A 19,330-nucleotide genomic window follows, 5' to 3' on the forward strand; every position below is an offset into this window, starting at 1 on the left:
CCCGCAAACCCACTCCCCCCAGGATCGCTGAACTAACGGAGAGTGCTCCAGGAACAGACGCACCGCCCCAAACAAAGACAACCCGCTATCAAAGCGGGTTGTTTCGTTTGGACTACCGTTGGACGAAGCGTGTCGATGCTACTCGGCGGCTATCGGTCCAACGCACGCTCGAGTGACAAGAGATCCAACAGGTCGTCATCCTCGTCGTCCTCTTCCTGATCCGTGAAGACGCCGTCCACCGCTGCCGACCAGTCGTCGTCGAGCGGCGCTTCACCAGCTCCATTACCGAATTTCGACAGGGCGTTGATGATTTGCAACGCGTCCAACGGAGTGATGTTTCCGTCTCGTGATACGTCCAAATAATAGCCACCTAGCGACGCGAACGCGCGAAGCGGTTGGCTCACCTGACTCGTCTTGCCACGATTGAGTGCGTTGATCACATGCAACACGTCCAAAGGAGTCACAAATCCATCGGCGTTCGTGTCGTACGGATTCAATTCGTTCGTCAACGACCCCAGGGCTGTCGGTCCGCCGCCGTCAACCGAGACGGGCGGATCGAAGTTGCCCAGGAGCGGCAAGGCGAAGTCGTCGCCAAACTGCGCGATCCGGTCGTTCCCCAGCGGGGCAGGGCTGAACGGATCGAAGACCGTGCTCGGTAGCGTTGTCACCAACGGCACCGCGGGGAGATTGTCGGAGATCAGGAAGTGGAACTCGCCCGCTTCTTTTGGCAGCTGACCCTCGCGACCTGGCACCCACATCGCGATGTCATCGGCACCGTCGAGATTAAAGTCACCAGACACCGGACGCTCGTTGAAGCCACTGAAGCCGTAGGTCAACGTGTCGTTGATCGTCGTGTGATCGCGATTCAAGTCGAACTGGAAGAGGCCGGTGTCGTTGTTGTAGGTTGCGAGTTCGTCGGCGCCGTCGCCGTTGAAGTCGCCGACAACGGGAAGACCTCGCAGGGTGGTCGCAAACTTTTCACCCACGTCGATGCGGTTGTTGCCGTTGACATCGAGGTACCAGTTTTGCCCGTCGAATAGGCCGATCTCGTCGCCGGGATGGGCTGCATTAAAGTCGCCGGCAACCGGAATTCCGTTCACTTGATAGGCGGCGGGCATGTTGCTGACGAAATCCTGCACGCCATCGTCGTCGGTATCCAAGAAGAATTGGTAGACGCCGTTCCAGGCTCCGTAGGAACCAACTTTATCGAAACCACTCGCCGACGGGGCGCCGACGCCAGCAAAATTGCCGACGAAGTAGGCGTCGGTGATGTTGCCGAAGTTGTAGACAAAATCGCGGTTGGTGGCGTCGTTGTCCTGCCCCTCGGGATCCCAGACGAAGTTGCCGTTGATATCGGCGTAGACCAAGCCCTGCGACCAGGTCGCGACTTCGGGGCGGCTGTCGACGGTAAAGCGAGCGATAAAGTCGCCGCCAGGAATCAAATCGCCCGTCGGGAAGAAGGGAGTGCCAACCGGTTCGGCTGCGTTGTTTTCACCATCCAACGCGTTCCCCGCCGGATCGATGATGTTGTCCTTCAGCGTCAGCGTAAAGCGATCGTCGGGCAACGGTTCGGCAAACGTCAGGCTGATGAATCCAGTGGCGATGCTGCCCGGAACCAACGGATCCGACGTAAAGGAGACGTTGGTGATCGGGATGATTCCCGAGTGATCGCCTGTCAACACGATCGGTGCCAGCGGCGGAACGTTTGATACCGCCGCGTACAGGAAGGCTGCGGTACGAGCTGGGAAATCTTGCAGGTCGATCGTCAGTCCATTGACCGCCGGCGTCGGCCCCTGATTGACATTGTTCGGCTTCAACGTGAACAGGTTGTAATCGGGCGAACCGGTGATGAAGACGTTTGTCACTTGCGGGCCCGCGGTATCGATAAAGATATCGAGCGTCTGAACCACCGCGCCGCCGGGGTTCTGATTTCCGGCGGGGTCTTCGGCGGTGATCAAGATCGTTCGCAGACCGTCGACTGGCAACGCACCCAACCGCGTTGGATCGTTCATGTTGACGGTCGACGTTAGCTGCCAGCGACCAAACGGTTCCTGATTCGTTCCGTCCAACGGACTGGCAACGGTTTGCCCGATCAGAACATCCGCGGGGGTCAGCGTGCCGCTGAAGTCGACGTCGACGTACGCTTTGACGATCGCATCGGCTTCGGCATGTCCCCAGAAAGTCGGCGTCAGGTCGTTGGTGATCCCATCGTTGAATGTCGCGGGCAGCCCCGGATCTCCCGAATCGCTGTCGGGATGCAGCCCATCGCCTGTGATAGCCGGGTCGCCAAAGAAGAACGTCGGACCGTTGGTATCGACGACAATCTCCAACGAAGCGCTGCGGCCGCCAAACGCAGTGTCATTAGCAAACGCGTCGATCGACGGATCGATCATCTCGACTTTTGCGTTGATGAAGTGGCTGCCATCGGTCAGCGCCAACGCGGCGCCGCCAGGTATCACGTCGCGACCGAAATCGAAGATGTAAACGCCGGGCGTACCGGGCAATTGCCTCGCGTAACCGATTGGAGTTTGCGGTGCGGTCCCCGGTTGTTGCGGACTGCCTTCGATAAAGACGGCGACTCGGAAGCCAGCGTTTGCGACCGCGGCCGCTCCCACGCCTGCAGTTTGCGAGCCGTTAAACGGAATCGCGATGATCTCGTCAGCTGGATTGCCGGCCACCGAATCGCCGGGCAAATCGCGGAGCAGGATGTCGTCGTCCAACCGGAAAGTGATGATCGGAGTGTTGTCCCGCGTCACATTGTCCAGTTGCGAACGTCCGGTATCGGTTGTTTCGATGACAAACGTATCGGCCGTGGTCGGCGCGGCGATTAATCCCGCAGCGACGCCGAATAAACTCGTTCCACTGTTAAACGAAGTGATCACCGCGGTCCGTCCGATGTTGGGGCCGCTTGTGAATTCGACGGTCTTGCCGATGTAGTCGAAATTGGTCGGCGGAAGCACACCGTTGGCCGGCGCGATCACGGCGGTGAAGCTGGTCGTTGTTGGCGCGGGGAGCGCTGCAACGGTTCCAACTTGCAAGATGTCGTTGAGTTCCAAGTCGTACGGAACCGGCGGCGCTTCGTTCGTGATACTCAGTTCATATCCGTTGACGACAGCAGCATTCGCGGTTCCGTTTGCCGCGGCCCCGAAGACCGTGGCGAAGTAGGTTTGCCCTGCTACCACGGGGATTCGGACTCGCGCGTTCGCTGTGCCATCAGGGTTTCCGAACGCTCCCGCACCGCCGATCACATTGCCAGCCGAATCGAGCACGTTCAAGCCGAGCTGCCCGCCTTCGGGCAGCAACGCGGGGCTGTAGACTTCAAAGTAGGCGGTGACATCCAGGGTCCCCGTCTCCTGAGCGACGATCTGGAAGTAGTCGACGTCGGCGGGAACTCCAACGTGCTCGCCGAAGTTCGGGAAGATCGCCAGATTGTCGACGTTCAACGAATCGCCATTGCCCAGGAACGTGGCCGTCGTGCGGAACTCATTCGGTTCATAAGCATCCGGGCCCAGAACCAACAGCTGCGGAACGCCGCCAGTGACGACGACATTGGGCGAGACGATTTCGACATCGATGTAGCTGATGTCGGGCATCGCGATCGCGTTGCGGAAGACACGTACCCGTCCCTCACCGGGATTCAGCCCAACCGCGTTGATTGCGAAATCGCTGGCCGGCAACGTGCCACCGGCAGCTGTTGCGATCACCAACGCATCGCTTGCCCCCGGCTGGCCACCATCGACATGGATCTGCAGGTTTCCGTTGGCGATACCGCCAACCGTTGGGGCGGGGACAACGAGGAAGGTGTCGTTGCCAAGTCGTCCCGTCGCGGTCACTTGCTCGACATCGGCCGCCAAAACGACGGGCTTCCATCCGATTCCGGCGGCATTGGTCACCGTCGCGGTCCGGTTCGGCGAATCGATAACGATCCGATCATGGCTGTTCGTTCCTTCGACGATCACCTGGTCGGCAACGCTCCCCAACGCGCTAACGGTAAACGCGCCGGTCACTTCGCTGAAGTTAAACGTTGTGTTGTCGGCTTCGTTCCGGAACGTACCGGCTTCCACGCCGCTGGGGCGATAGGTCAGCGAGTCGTCGTTGTTCGTCAGACTAGCCGTCAACGGCGCCCCGTCAGCGGCGATGTTGACCGTCTCGATACCGGTGATTGCAACCGGTCCAAACCCAAACTCGGTGACGGAACGCGCAGCAAGGTCGGCGGTGATCGCGTTGCCCGAGCCAACGAAATCGAGAACATCGCTGCCGTTGTCGGGGCTGCCACCGTTGATCGCGACGCCCGATGTGAAGGGATGGTTTCCGGCGACGATAATCGTATCGTCGCCAGTCCACGCGTCGACGACTAAACCTTCGACGTTCTGCTGATTGATAACAACTCGCGACTGACCGCTGGAGAGCGTGTGGCTTACGCTGCCTGTTGTCCCGGCAACGCTGATCGCGTCGACAAACTCGGTTCCGCGAACCGTCAACGTGTCGTTGCCCGCTTGGCCATCCACCGCTACGCCACCACCGAGCCCGATGTCGGAATACTGCAGGGCTAACAGACTGTTGACCGACACGGTCCCGCCATCGGGATCGCTGCCGGGCGTGTGGGTAATGAAGTCGTCGCCAGCCGGCGCAACGACAGTCAATTGATCATCGCCCGCTTCGCCGTCATAGACCAGCGTTTCGACACCGCCAGATTCCGGAATCGGTACGCCAACCATCGGTGCTGGAATGATACCGATATTGATGATCGTGTCATCGCCAGGAACGTAGCCGCCGGTACCATTTTCGTCCAACACCAGCGTCCCGCCATCGACGGCGGTCGGCGTATAGATGATGGCATCGGTGCCGGTCGACGGAGTTTCGAATTCCAAGCGATCTCCCTTGGGGAAAGGCCCCGCCGCCGGTGTGCCTCCCAAGACATCGACGATCATGTTCCAGTTGGCGTTGTTGTTCGCCGGGGCCCGGATCACGATATCGTCGTCCCCGGCTTTGGCATCGATCACCAATTGCGGCGTGTCTTGCCAGAGGATCTGCAAGCCATCGTTGACGCTGGTGGTAAAGTCTTGCACGCCGGGCGTCGCGTTGACAAATTGCACAGGCCCCGACAAACCATCCCGCGCGACCACGGTGATTTCATCGTCGTCGGTTGTCCCGGAGAGATAGGCTTTGATCGCGCCGATCACGCCCAAAGCTTCGATGTGGTCAAAGCTGACGCGCTGGTTGCCTGCGACAAACAGGCTCCCCTCGTCGGTCTCTGGGCCGGCTTCGGAGATCACCGCTCCACCGCCAGCCAACAGGTTCAGCGTGTCGCCAGCGGAACTACCAATCGGATCGCCGCCATCGATGAATACCGGAATGTTCGGATCGGAAGTTACGTTAAACGTATCGTCTGCAGCACCGCCCCAAACCTCGACCGCTTCGGTGTTGGCATTAACAAAGTTGACTGTCTCCAACACGCCATCGGAGATCATCCCGGCGGGCAGATCGACATCGATCGTGTCGGCACCGCTGGTGTAACGAACTTGCAGAACGTCGTCGCCGGTTTGCTGATCGATCGCAAGCGTCGCCGTGTTGCTGAAGTTCACCGCCGGTGCCGCGGCGTTATTGACCAGAGTTCCCGCATTGGCACCCGTGAGCGTGACCACAGTGTGATCGTTTCCGAGTCCCGTATCGACGTCCAAGTTGTGTCCCGCGGCGTCGGTATTCACTACCTCGATGCCAACTAAACTGACAGCCGCGAAGGTCGCTTCGCCGATCGTATTGGAGCCGAGATCGACGGTGACTAAATTTGCGAGCGTCGCCGATGCGGTGAACTCAACGGTATCGCTGCCTCCGTCGGGATTCCCTCCTTCGACAACCAGAGTTGCAAACGGATGATCGCCCGGGATGATGAACGTGTCATCGCCGTCGAGCCCCTGCAGCGTCAGCGATCGAACGCCAGCAGTTGCCATCCGTGGGGCGACCAAAAAGCCGAGCGCATCGGCTGCCGTGACGTTGCCGGTCGATGTCAATGCGAACCTGTTGCTGACATCGGTGCCCCGAATCGAAAGCACATCGGTCGGATTGCCGGAGGCATCGGCGAAAGTAAGTGCTGGTGGGGCGCCAGCATAAACATCGCTGAACGTCAAAGGCATCAATTGTCCACCGACGTTGCGAACCGCTTCGATCGCACCGGACGAACCGTCGCTGCCAGGTCCGGGAGTGAATTCGAGAATGTCGCTCCCAGCTGGGGTTGTGTACGTCAGTGCGTCCACACCACCCTGCCCGTCGATTGCTGTCCGTTCAACCATCACCAGCGTGATCGGAACCAAGCCGGCTCCCGTGATGATCGCGTCGTTATCGGAGGTCGGAGCAAAATCGATCGTGTCATTTCCGACGGTGCCACTGACAATCGCGACGTCGCTTCCGGAGGTCGGGTCGCCGCCGATCACGGTGATTCCGGTCAAGCTGTTCGGCGTGGCCGGATTGTTGAGACTGATCTCGTCGCTGCCGCCAGCCGCCTGAATGATCAGCGTTGTCTTGTTGGCAAAGTGAATCGGTTCAAAGCCATCGACGGCGACCTTGCCCCATGCCGGATTCAATTCGCTCTGGCTGTAGGTGATCGCATTGGCTGCGTTGTCGGCGACGATCGTCAAGGTCGCGGCGGGGACTAGGTCGATCACCGGTTCGAGACCGGTGAAGTGAATCACTTGTGTTTCGCCGTCCCGAACATGCGTCACCGTTCCCGCGTCGACGGTGGGGCCAACTTGGTAAGTCGACGAATCGACAGCGTTGGGACCCGTCAGCATCAACTGATCTTGGCCCGAACCGCCGTGATAGCTGATCCCGACGGGCATGTTGCTGAGCCCATCGGTATTGTCGAGGATTAACGTGTCATTGCCAGCACCGCCATACACGTTGACCGTGTCGATGCTGATATCGGCACCAACACCGCCTCCTTCTCGGCCCAGAATCGTGATCTGATCATTGCCGTCGCCCAGGTCAAAGTTGACGACGTCGATATTGTTGATGTCGCGGATCCCGTACAACAGCGTGCCGCTTGCCGTATCGGAAACGTTGACGATGTTGTTGCCGACCGTCCCGTCGAGCGTGAAGTTGACGACGACGGTTTCGTCGCCGCTGGTCTGTGGCGTCGTCCCGTCGGTTCCCAGCAGCGTCAAGGTATCGGTGTCGTTGGCGAATCCGTCGTCATCATTGATGATGATGTCGGTGTTCGCCACATAGTCGATGTCGACGATCGGTGTCCCAAAGCTGGCGTTGGTGACGATCAACTCGCCATTATCCGGGCCGCTCGGTTTCACGACGATGTTTTCGCTGACCGCGCCACCAAACAGCGAGGTGTTGTAGATCAGTAGGTCGACCTGATCGCCATCGATCCCAGCCGGTAGGCCTTCATTGTAGAAGACGTCGATATCCCAGCCTTGCGGACGATCGTCGGCGTAAGGCGAGATCTCAAGCGTGTCGACCTCATCGCCGCTGTCGTAGTTCAGAAACGAAACATTGCGGAATCCATAGACTTCGCTGTTGTTAAACGTCCATTGGAATTCGTTGTCGCCATCGGAATCGGGCTGGAACTCGGGTTGAGCGCCAGGAATCGGGGCAGCCGTAGAATCGACGTCGCGTCCCACGATGACAAGGTTGTCGCTTTGAGCGGTTCCGTTGTTATTATCGCCAAAGAAATTGACAGTTTGGCTTGCGGGGCTCGGCGTGGCGAGCATCGTTTCGATCGAAGCGAAAGTCACCGGTTGGGTCGGATTGCCGGCGATCGTCGATGTAATCGAAATGTTGGGCGGCGTCGCTTTGTCGCTGAACACATTCGCTTCGTTGGGAAGGTTCAGGTTCAGCGTATCGCCGGGCAACGCGGGGCTGATCGGATTCCCGCCGTCGACAAAGATCTGCGTGTCGACACTCGGAGAGACGTTAAAAATGTCGTTACCATCGAGCCCGCGCACATCGAGGTCCGGAACCGATCCATCGTAAACGACGAGATTGGCGCCAAAGGCGACACGTGCGTCATCGATGTCGAATAGATCGGCCCCGTTGGTTCCATCGACGACCAGGTCGGCGGTTGTGTTTCCGCCAAAGGTATTTGTGGTGATGCTCCCCGAACCGTTGACGATCCGAATGCCGTAGTTGTCGTTGTTGGTGATCGTAGTGCCGGTCACGTTCGCCAGCCCGCCAACGCTCAAGATTCCACCGCCGCCGCCGGGGGCGTTGTTTGCTGTGTTGTTGTCGATCGTCACGCCGCCATTGACGTTTAACGTACCGCCATTGTTGAAGATGCCTCCCCCGGCCTGATCGAACCCGTTCCCGTCAGCGACGTTGCCCGAGATCAAGGTGCCACCGGTGACGGTCATCGTTCCACTGCCGTTCCACAGTCCGCCTCCCTCCTGGGCTGCGTAGTTTCCACTGACGCTGCCGCCGATAATCGTGGCGTTCCCGTTGCCGGTGATGTTCAGGCCGCCGCCGTTTCCAGGGTTGGGAGTCGCCGGTGCGCCCCCCGCGTTGTTGTTTTCGAGCGTGACGTTTGTCAACGTCGTCATCGATCCAGCGGTCGCTTCAATACCGCCCCCCGCTCGATTGGCAACATTCCCACTGATCGTCGAATCCGAAACGTTCAGGGTACCAAAGTTATAGATTCCGCCGCCGCTGGCCCCTCCATTGATCGCCATATTGCCAGTGATCATCGCCCCAGCGACGATATTTAGCGTCCCACCGGCACGGTTAAAGATTCCGCCACCACCATCGACAGGCGACGCGCCGCCGGTCGCTGTGTTGTTCGAAATAATCGTGCCGCTGATGGTTGCCGTTGTCGGCGTACCGCTGGTCGAGTTGTCGATCAGAATTCCACCGCCGATCGCGTCGGTGTTATTCGAAATGTTGCCCCCTGTAATTTCCAGAGTCTCGGTCTCGGTAACCCACAAACCACGCCCCGCGTTCCCCGTGTCCAGAACCACGTTGGTCAATTGAACGACGTCGTTATTGGCTACGTTTCCGTTGATGATCAGCGATGCGGAATAATCTGCATCGAGAGTCTCCACCTGCAACTGATCGCCCAGTTGGCCAAGGTTTACCGTCAGCGAAACCGTTGGGTTGGGTATGACGGTATCTTCGAAAGTCGCCCCGTTGTCGATGATCTCGATCTCACCGGCGTTGGCACTGTTTTGCAGCGTTGCATTGTTGACGCTACCAACGGGCAGGTTCAGGATCGTGTTTGCGGCGTCTCCCGCATTGATCGGTTCCAAGCCGGTATAGGTGATCAGCGTTCCATCGAGATCGATATTGCCGTTGTTCCCGTCGGCATCGGCAGTTGTATAGGTAAGCGTTTGGTTCGTCGCAGGGGACGTATTGTTAATGATCGACAACACATCGCCCGTCGCCGAGGTCTGCGTGCCGCCATTGAAGACGATCGGGCGGACGATGTTACCGCCGTTGAAATTCACGCTGAGCGAATCGTTACCGCCACGGGTGTTGAAACGGATTTCTCCTGTCACGTCGGCGATCGGGACCAAGATGTCCGCACCGTCCTGCGTCGTACCCGGTCCCGCGAGTAATGCGTTTGTCGGGTCGCTGATTCGATAGTTGCTGCCATCGACGACGATCGTCAGATCATCGTTGCGGCTGCCATCGGCATCGTCGTAGATCAGATTCCCCGCCCCGTCGACAGTCACGCTAGATCCTAAAACCAAAGCGTATGCGCCGGTGTCGCTCGCCGTGGGAGTGTTCGCCCCCGCCAGACGATCAAACGTGCTGCCAGCGACTGCATAATAGGTCGCCCCCGCGGTAGCCGTGAAGCTGGTCATCGTCGGACCGCCGGCGAGAAAGTCGCCATCGCCATCCCAGATCGTTACGTAAGAGGTCAAGGTGGAACCAGCGGTTGGCAACTGGCGTACTACATACTCGCCACTATCAGCCGCGGTAAACCGGAACGCGTCTCGGTCCCCCGCAAAGTCGATCGCGCCGCCGTTGATGTAGGTCGTGGAACTCGCGGAAACATTCGCAGTGAGCGTCGTCTCCATCGGAAGCGTCTGCGAACTATGCAGGTCGTTGGGAACAACCGCCGCGGCGCCAACGTTCAAGATCAATCGTGCCGTCTCACTGTACTCCGCACCCACCTCGGGACTGTCGTGCACCAAGTCTTCACTTGAGAAACGACTATCGAGCTGCTGGTTCTGCGCCGCCGTCGTCACGATCTGCTGTTGCGTAGCATCGCTTTCGGTCGAATGCGAAACCCCAAAAGTGTGACCCGCTTCATGGCTGATCGTATCGATCAGCTCACGCAACTGAAATTGTGCGTCTTCGTTGAACGCGTCGTCTCGATGCGGCGGGAAGAATGCGTAGGCGGTATCTCGAATCGATTGATCGAGGTCGACGTTTGAAGCGACGCCAAACGGCGTACCGATCTCTCCAGGAATCTCATCGTGGTCCTGGGCTACCGTCATCACAACGGTATCCTCCGCATCGAACAACGCCGACAGGACGCCTTGATTATCCCAAAACACATTCACATCAAACGGCGCAAAGTCTTCGCGTACACCAGCGAGAGTCTGCAAGACCTGTTCATGAACATTCCCAGCAGCACCTCCGCTGGTATCAAATCCGGCAAACGAATCGAAGTCAAATCCGTCGTAGTTCGCCGAAGGCAGGTCATACCCCTGTCCTGCACTCACGATCCCGCCATCGAAATCGAGGATCAGATCGGCCGCCAACAGCTGTCGCATCTCCAACGACTCATGTCTCAGCAATCGCTTCATCACCCCGCGGCGGATTTCCGCGGATCTCTTACGTGCGTTTTGTTTTCGGACCGCTGTGCCCAATAGCTTGCGAATGCTCACGTTGCTCTCCAGGGATAATAAAACTTGGTGCCATTCTTCGACTCTGCCGAAAAGATTTGAACTGTTGCGCCGGCGAGCCGCATCTGCAAAATCGATACAATCGCTAAATGTTACAGTGCCTATTAAAGTTACAACCTGTACGTTTGACAATCTTCCGGCAGCCATTTTGCCAACTATTTCCTGGTGCCCACATTCGTACACTTTCATAAATCGAACTCGCCTTTTCACTGCATAAGACGGTGAGAAACGATCGCAGCGGTTCACACTGATCCGGACACACCAACGGCTTTGACTCCTGTTTGAACCACTCATTCATCGCGTTGGGAAACCGCAAACGGCACTCGTCTGGGACCGCAGTACAATTGCGCGACCTATACTTCCCCATCAATCACGCATGAAGCCTAGATAATCCATGGCTGTACGCAAATTCGATAACACCCTATTTGCTTGGATCCCCCATTGCAGTTTTTTGGCCAGAAAGTTGTCCGAACGAGGTGACTTGTATGCAAGTCTTAAATCGAACCGTTGGCGGCATCAGAATCTAAGTCCACGCATTGCGACCACGTCACATGACCGAAAATCGCCCAAATCAAGAACATGACGCCTTTGCGATCGCCAAAGATGCGCTCCGGTTGATCGGACAATTCAAGACACCGCCGACCCCCAACGTCTACCGTGTTTGGTATCGATATGTCGAAGGAATGGACCAAGAACTGGTCGAACAACTCGCCCCAGCAGTCACCGAAGCAAGATCGATCAGCGTTGGCCTACTCGAATCGATTCACTCTCAAACTTGCGATCCCGCCGATGAAACCAACGCCGACGTGGGCGAAGCGCTCGTCGCGGAACTGAATCGCTTCCAAAGCTTGCTCTCCCAACAACAGGCCGCCGGAACAGAGTTCGAAGGGACGATCAATACAGCCAGCAAACTGTTAAACACAGCTCCCTCCGACAAGAACTCCGCCGATTGTATCGCCGTGATCAACGCGGGAGCGACGTTGATGAAACAACAATTGAACGACGCGTCGGAAAAACTCGTTGCGGCAAAGAACCAAATCGCAAAACTGCAAACGGAGTTGGCACAATCCAAACGCGGGATGATGACCGACCATCTGACCGGTATCGGAAATCGGCGGTACTTCGATGCACAGGTCCGACAGACGATCCAAAGCCTTGAATACTGCAGCGGATGCGTCTACCTGATTTTGATGGACGTCGACCACTTTAAAACGATCAACGATTCTTATGGCCACGATGCCGGGGATCAAGTGATTCGTTTCATCGCCACAGAGATATCGCGCCGGCACCCCAACGTTTCGTTATCGCGACTAGGGGGAGATGAATTTGCCGTCATTCTGCAATCGAATTCCGCATGGGAAGCGGTCCAATTTGCCGACAAGCTACGCGGACATTTCGCTACTCAAAAGCTAAACATCATGCCCTCGCGTACCCCGATGGGATCGCTCCGAATCTCGATGGGCCTTGCCAAATTAACCGCCAAGGACGACTCCCAAACTTGGTACACGCGGGCCGATGCGATGCTGTATCGCGCCAAAGGGAGCGGACGCGATCAAGTTGCCATCGAAGAAGAGTGTATGCCGGTCTAGTCGTCGCTATCCAAGAGATGTCGCAGCATCCGTTGCGGCGCGTCTAAAAACGACTTCGTCACCCGATAGTGTTCGGTCTCTTCATACGCGATCGGTTCGATTCCCCGCTCTCCAAACGCGTAGATCTTCGCCTGCGGATAGCTCATGATAATCGGCGAGTGAGTGGCGATCACAAACTGGGAATCGAGCCCCACCAATTGGTGCAGCAGCACCAAAAACTCTAGCTGTCGCTGAGGCGAAAGCGCCGCCTCGGGCTCATCCAAGAAATACAAACCCTGCCCAAATCGGCTCTCGATCAAACTCATGAACGCTTCTCCATGTGATTGTTCATGCAGCGACCGCGCTCCGTAATTGCCGCCGACACCCAGGTTTTCGATCTCCGTCGCCACGTTAAACAGACTCTCGGCTCGCAAGAACCAGGCGTCGGGGATCAGCGCGTGATACCGTCGCAAACGAAGAGCTTTATGCAATTCCGAATGACTCTCGCGCGTCGCGAACAACATATTGCGGCTGCCACCTTCGGCGTTCAACCCGTTGGCGATCGCCATCGCTTCGAGCATCGTCGATTTGCCCGAACCGTTTTCACCGACCAGGAAGGTCACTTGCGGATGCAGGTCCAGCGACGAAAACCCGCGCATCGCAGGCAGCTTAAACGCATAATGCTCTGGATCGTAGATCCGCGACCGGTCGAGAATGACCGATTCGATAAAGGGTCCGGGCGTCACGCCGCGTTTGATCTTGTTCATGCGGCCATTGTCGCCGAAGCCGTCGCGGCTGGCCAGCACCGTTGCGGTATCCGAATGCTCGTACCAACCGGCCAAGCCGCAAAACAAACTTCGAACTGCGGGTTCGAGACAGACCGAACCACAACGCTCCTTCCTGCGGCAGCCCCTTCCACCGTCCGACTCGTTTTAACTCAAAATCTCGCGCACCACGTTCCCATGCACATCGGTCAAGCGGTAGTCGCGGCCGGCGTGACGAAACGTCAACTGTTCGTGGTCGAGCCCCAACAAGTGCAGGATCGTGGCGTGGAAATCGTGGACGTGGACCCGGTCGCTGTCGACAGCGATCCCCAAATCATCGCTCGCCCCGTGAACGATGCCCCCCTTAACGCCACCGCCGGCGAGCCACGAAGAGAAGACTTGGTGATGGTGCTCGCGGCCGGCGTGGTCGGCCGTTTCGTGGTACGGCGTACGTCCAAACTCGGTCGTCCAAACCACCAACGTGTCGTCCAACATCCCCCGCTGCTTCAGATCCGTGATCAACGCGGCGATCGGTCCGTCGACATTTTTCGCCAGCGGCAGATGCGTTTGCATATCGCCATGCGCGTCCCAATTGTTGGACGACCCGACATCGATCAATTCGATAAATCGCACGCCCCGTTCAGCCAAACGACGCGCGACCAAACATTGCCAACCGAACCCGCTTTTTTCCCCCGGCTGTAATCCATAAGCTTGCAGCGTCGCTGCCGATTCGCTCGACAGATCCAACGCTTCGGGAGCTTCTTGCTGCATCCCGAATGCGGTTTCAAACGAACGGATGCGAGCATCAAGCACCGCCTCGTCGGGACGCGCTTCCGCATGTCGGCGGTTCGCCTGTGCCAGCAACGCCAACTCCATCTGCTGCAGGCTTTCCGATCCGACTCGCGGTTGAATGTTCGGAACGGGCGTATCCCCAGGAATGAACTGCGTTCCCTGGTGGCTTCCCGGCAAAAAATCGCTCCCCCAGGTCTGAGCCCCGGCATACGGCGCTTGCGGGGCGACGACAACAAATGACGGCAGGTTGCGGTTGACCGTCCCCAAACCGTAACTGATCCACGCGCCCAAGCTGGGTCGCGCGAAGGTCCACGAACCGCAGTGCATTCCCAACGTGCTTTCGTAGTGGTTGGTGTGATCGGTCGACATCGACCGAATCACGCACAATTCATCCACGATCTCGCGAGTCATTGGAAACAGATCGCTGACCTCCGTCCCGCTCTCACCACCGGGACGAAACTGCCAGTCCGGCCGTTTCAAGAATCGCGGAAATTCGCCGATCTTGCCCTGCCAATTGTCGACGGTGATCTTCTTTCCATGCCCCGCATACAATTCCGGTTTCGGGTCGAAGGAATCGACATGCGAAACGCCTCCCGTCATGTACAACAGGATCACGCGTTTCGCTTTGGCTGGGAAGTGAGGCACCTTGGCCGCCAACGGATCATTGGCGGCGGCGTGAGTGGCCGCGGCCCCTTCTTCGGCGAGCATCGCCGCCAGAGCGATCGAGCCCAGCCCGCCGGCACTTCTGCGCAACAGTTCACGCCGTCCAAACATTGGCTTCATGGGGGATTCTCCAATCGATCCGTTAGTCCACATAAAGAAATTCATTCCGCGAAATCAGAGTCCGCAAATAGGCCTGCCACGCGGTGTGATCGGCCGCGTCCGATGGCATCGATGAAGTGGAGACCGCCACGCGATAGGCGTTCAAAAAGCGAACCGCTTCGTCCTGTTCGGACGCTGTCGCGGGGCGGCAGAGTGCAATCCAATGCGCGCGGTCGATCCGCGCCGCATCATTGTCGAACTCGCCGAGAACACGATCTGCAAACGCCGCGGATTGCTCGTGAACAAATTTGCTGTTCATCAAATACAACGCCTGAGTCGGGACCGTCGTCATCCCGCGTCGCGCCGTACTAACGTTGGTGTCGGCGCCATCGAACAGCCCAAGAAACGGATGGCGTTTCAGCCGCTGTTGCATCAGATAGACGCTTCGCCGATTCGATTCGTAGACAGCGTAGAACGGATTGTGTTGCGAGAAGCCCCAGCTTTCGACCGCGGGAAACGGATGCGCCATCCCTCGGCTTGGATCCAAACTTCCGCTGGCCTGCAACATCGCATCGCGAATCTCCTCGGCGGTCAATTGTCGGCGGTTGAATCGCCATAACAGCCGCGATTCTGGATCGACCTTCGCGGCATCGGAATCAAACCCGCTGGATCGACGATAGGCAGCACTCGTCATGATCAATCGGTGCATCGCTTTGATCGAATACCCCGACTCGCGAAAGCGACTCGCCAACCAATCGAGCAGTTCCGGATGCGATGGCAGTTCGCCACGCGTTCCAAAATCGTTTTCGGTTCCGACCAGACCACGTCCGAAATGCTGTTGCCAGATACGATTGACCATCACCCGCGCGAACAACGGATTTTCGTCGCTGACGATCCACCGCGCCAGCTGCAGACGCCCGCTCCCCGCATCCGAAGGAACCGCTTCGCCCCCTAGGATCTCCAAATTCCGACGCGGCACCTTGTCACCCAACCGTGTCGGTTCGCCGCGCAATTGAACGCGGCAGTTAACCGCCGTCGGTGCCTCAAACGCTCCATAGATTTGCTCTTCCGCAGCGACCGGACCGACGGCCAGTCGATCGCGTTGTTCGTTCAACGCATCGGCGATCGCTTTCAGTTCCCGTCGCTGTTGGAACATGCGTGGCAGATCGATTGCCGCATCCGCTGGCAAGGCTTTCTCTTCCGCCAGCGGACTGTTGGACACAAGTGGCGTCGACGAGACGATCAGATTATCGATCTCATGTGCGGGAGTTTCACCGCTGCCGGGGCCGTAGCGATCGACAAACGTGTAGTCGACGATTCCATCCCAATTGCTGGTAAATGATTGAACGGAAAACGTTGTCGTCTCCGATCCCGACGTCAGTGTCCCTTCGAAACGTTGGCTGCGCAGATCCATGACAACGTGCACGTTGTACCATTGCCCCATCTTCAGATCCGCGACCGGTTGGTACTGAGCGCCGTCCTTGACAAAAAACGTCGTCGCGTTGGCTGCTAATTCCATCGCAGCGGACGTGCCCGGGCCGTGACCGACGTAGAAGCGATACGCTCCTTGTCCTTGGTTGGCAATTGAGGTGTTGCGGAAATCGACGCTGTATTCGATCCGGGGCGAGGATTCGGCATTCAAAGCGTCGGCCAACGTCATACCAAAGGCATTGTTTTGCGTGTCGCTGGGAAACGCGATCCCGCGATCGCCGTAACGGAAAACGTTGGCGAAGGGACTTTGCGATGCGGCGGTGATCGTCGCGGTTCCCAGTGCCAGATAGGGCTGCGACGGTGGCTTGCCCAGTTCAAACTCTTCAAAACCGAAAAACTGCGACGTGCCGGAAGCTTGCTGAATCTGAGCGTTGAGTTGCGTCAGTTGTTCGGCGACCGGTTGCTGTTGCGATTCGATCGATGCCATTTGAAGATCGATCTCTCGTTGTCGCTGAGCCAACACCGCCGGGGGCACATCGGGCACAAGATCGTACGGGCGACGCTTTTCTTCGGATCCAGGAAACGAATACTTTGTGCTGGCGAAGATGCCATACCACGCGTAGTAGTCTTCGATGTTGACGGGATCAAATTTGTGATCGTGGCAACGGGCACAACCGAGCGTCAGTCCCAACGTCGCTTGCCCCAGGACATCGATTGTGTCTTGAATCGTCAAATGATGATAGTTTTCAACATCGAAGCCGAAGCGGCGTGAAATCGCGATAAACCCAGTAGCGGTTAACAGCTCGCTGTACCGACGCAGTTGATCGGCGTCAAGCGAATCGGCGTCGGAGCCGACGAGCATCGCGTTGGCCATCACATCGCCAGCGATCTGCTGCATCACAAATTGATCATAGGGAAGGTCTGCGTTGAGCGCGTCGATCACCCAATTGCGATACTTGTAGCTGAGTGGCGTTGGGTAGTCGGCCGTCTCGCCAGCGGTGTCGGCGTAACGCACAACGTCCAACCAATGGCGGCCCCAGCGTTCGCCATAAGCGGACGACGCCAACAACTGTTCAATTCGATCCGCTTCGACCGTCTCCGATCGATCGTCCAAAAACGATTGCACTTGTTCGGGCGTCGGTGGCAATCCGGTCAGATCCAATGTGGCGCGACGGATCCAATCGCGTCGCGATGCCGGCGGACTTGGTTGTATGTCCATCTCCTTCAACTTCCGCATCACAAACCGATCGATTTCGGATAACCCCGGCGGATCGACGACCGTGGGAGGCTGTGGATCGCGGATCGGTTGAAACGACCAAAACGCCCGCTCCTGATCGGTGATCTCTCCTCCACGCAGCGACGGCCCGGTCCCTCCCAACACGACACCTTCGGGCCAAGGGGCGCCCGCGCGAATCCACGCCTCGACAGCCGCGATCTCTGCTTCGGACAACGGTTTATCGGGCGGCATTTCCAGTCCGTCTTGATGCCGCAAAGCGAGTAGCATCAGGCTTTCGCGAGGCATCTCCAGCGAGATTGCCGGTCCACTGTCACCACCTTGCAGCAGCGTGTCACGCGTGTCGAACCGCAACCCCGATTCCGTCTTCCGAGGACCATGGCATTCGATGCAGTGCGCAACGAACAACGGGCGAATCGTATTCTCAAAGAGGTCGTTGGCGACCGGACGGATATCATCCGCTCGAACCGGTTCGAAATTGCACATCAGCGAAATCGCAATGCCGCCGACACACAGTAGGATCTTCGCCACAAGGCTCAGCGGCAGGATCCTCCCGAGATGCCGGCAGAACCAGCGGCCGCCGACGGTCTGGAACTCCAACGCCCCAGCCGACGCAAGCGGGATGCGGTTGCCGATCGTTTGCGATATCACGCGATGATCTCCCGGACAACTTCCCCGTGCAGATCGGTCAAGCGAAAGACGCGACCAGCGAATCGAGCGGTCAACCGTTGAATGTCGAATCCCAATCGATGCAACATCATGCCCTGCAGGCAATTTGCGACGATTCCAAAACCACCGCGAAACGCATGCGTTGCCGCGCGTCGAAACCGAGCGATCGGGCAAACCATGCGAACATGAGATGGACTATTCATCGGAGCCTCCGTTTCCATGATCGTTCAGCAATCGCGACCGTAGACCGTTTGCATGACTACGGGCGAGCTGTTCGCAGAGATCACGATCGCCCGATTGGATCGCTTCCAAAAGCTGTTGATGCGAACGAGCGGTTTCGTCTTGGGTGTCGGCGACCACGAGGTTATGCAAGCGATGCATTCCGGCTAACCACAGCTGCAACTGGGGACGAAGCAGTTGCCACGCCGCCAGCAAACGCGAGTTCGCCGCTGCGTGAAGGATCTGATCGTGAAACGCGATATCGAGCATCGTGACCTGCAACAGATCGGGCTCGCGTTGAATTTGATCGATCAGCGATTCCAGTTTCGCGATCTGTTGAGGCGTGATCCGCGTGGTCGCCAATTGAACCGCCGCGACATCCAGGACCTCGCGGAATTCAACGATCTCGCGAACATCCTGCTCGGTCAGCGTGCGGACGCGGGCCGTTCCGCGACTGTCGAACTCCAGCAGCCCTTCCTGCGCCAGTTGGAACTTCGCCTGCCGAACCGAAGCGCGACTGACCCCCAACTGACCGGCCAACTGGGCTTCGGCAAGCGTCTCCCCCTCGGCGATCGCCCCCGAAAGGATCGCGCCTCGCAATTGAGTTTCCACATCATCGCTGACCGACTGCTTTTGAACCTTCCGCAGCGATGCCGCAGACATGGTCCGTTTGGGGTATGTAGTTTCCATCGCCGTACTGTATACGGTCGACGGTCGACCGTCAAACAACTTGGAGGGAATATCGCTAACCGGGGGTGCTGACGTTGCGTAAGAGTGCGGCGTGCGTCCAGTGGATCGGAGCCAACCGTATTTGGGGAGGCCCGATCGATAGCGATGGCGCGCAGATCGGCTGTGCGTTATCGGACGCTCGGTGCCAAAGATTCGGGCGCCGCTGGCTCGTCATGTACTTTCTGCGCGGGAAGCGCTCATTACAGCGGCGGTGGATTGCGTTAGAATCTCAGATCGATCGCGGTTTCTATCGTCGACCGAACTTCGAAAATTAGCTCAGCCCGCACTGGATGCGGCCGCTGGACGGGA

7 protein-coding genes are annotated in these 19,330 nt (G+C 58.0%); 1 reads left to right on the top strand and 6 read right to left on the bottom strand.

Translation table 11 applies throughout. The annotated features are described in order from the left end of the window. Positions 1-149: 149 nt before the first annotated feature. A complete protein-coding gene (locus EC9_RS13010) occupies positions 150-10,835 on the bottom strand; it encodes a dockerin type I domain-containing protein (RefSeq protein ID WP_145345814.1) in 10,686 nt (3,561 codons plus the stop codon). Between the two features lie 569 nt (positions 10,836-11,404). Here EC9_RS13010 and EC9_RS13015 point away from each other — a divergent pair. After that, positions 11,405-12,442: a GGDEF domain-containing protein gene (locus EC9_RS13015; protein ID WP_145345816.1), complete on the top strand. Its 1,038-nt coding sequence runs from the start codon at positions 11,405-11,407 to the stop codon at positions 12,440-12,442. Here EC9_RS13015 and EC9_RS13020 read toward each other — a convergent pair. From EC9_RS13020 to EC9_RS13040, 5 genes are all read right to left on the bottom strand, one after another. After that, positions 12,439-13,275 (bottom strand): AAA family ATPase, encoded by an 837-nt coding sequence (locus EC9_RS13020; RefSeq protein ID WP_218934781.1) that lies wholly within the window; start codon positions 13,273-13,275, stop codon positions 12,439-12,441. The genes EC9_RS13015 and EC9_RS13020 overlap by 4 nt on opposite strands. Positions 13,276-13,353: 78 nt before the next feature. Next, positions 13,354-14,760, bottom strand: coding sequence for a DUF1501 domain-containing protein (locus tag EC9_RS13025; protein ID WP_145345818.1), 1,407 nt, complete (start codon positions 14,758-14,760; stop codon positions 13,354-13,356). Between the two features lie 22 nt (positions 14,761-14,782). Continuing rightward, the gene (locus EC9_RS13030) at positions 14,783-18,055 is read right to left on the bottom strand and encodes a PSD1 and planctomycete cytochrome C domain-containing protein (RefSeq protein ID WP_145345821.1); all 3,273 of its coding nucleotides are present in this window, start codon (positions 18,053-18,055) and stop codon (positions 14,783-14,785) included. Beyond that, positions 18,052-18,276: a DUF1501 domain-containing protein gene (locus EC9_RS13035; protein WP_246106105.1), complete on the bottom strand. Its 225-nt coding sequence runs from the start codon at positions 18,274-18,276 to the stop codon at positions 18,052-18,054. Before EC9_RS13035 ends, EC9_RS13030 begins: the two co-directional genes overlap by 4 nt. Then, positions 18,269-18,982 carry a GntR family transcriptional regulator gene (locus EC9_RS13040; protein ID WP_145345825.1) on the bottom strand — a complete coding sequence of 238 codons (714 nt, stop codon included), beginning with the start codon at positions 18,980-18,982 and terminating at the stop codon, positions 18,269-18,271. The genes EC9_RS13035 and EC9_RS13040 overlap by 8 nt, the downstream gene beginning before the upstream one ends. Positions 18,983-19,330 lie beyond the last annotated feature (348 nt).

Source organism: Rosistilla ulvae (assembly GCF_007741475.1).
Classification (GTDB): Bacteria; Planctomycetota; Planctomycetia; order Pirellulales; family Pirellulaceae; genus Rosistilla; species Rosistilla ulvae.

What these genes read in the sequence shown, in the direction of transcription:
- EC9_RS13015 (WP_145345816.1), top strand. Translation starts at nt 11,405, where the DNA reads ATGACCGAAAATCGCCCAAATCAAGAACATGACGCCTTTGCGATCGCC.
- EC9_RS13025 (WP_145345818.1), bottom strand. Translation starts at nt 14,760, where the DNA reads ATGAAGCCAATGTTTGGACGGCGTGAACTGTTGCGCAGAAGTGCCGGC.
- EC9_RS13035 (WP_246106105.1), bottom strand. Translation starts at nt 18,276, where the DNA reads ATGAATAGTCCATCTCATGTTCGCATGGTTTGCCCGATCGCTCGGTTT.
- EC9_RS13040 (WP_145345825.1), bottom strand. Translation starts at nt 18,982, where the DNA reads ATGGAAACTACATACCCCAAACGGACCATGTCTGCGGCATCGCTGCGG.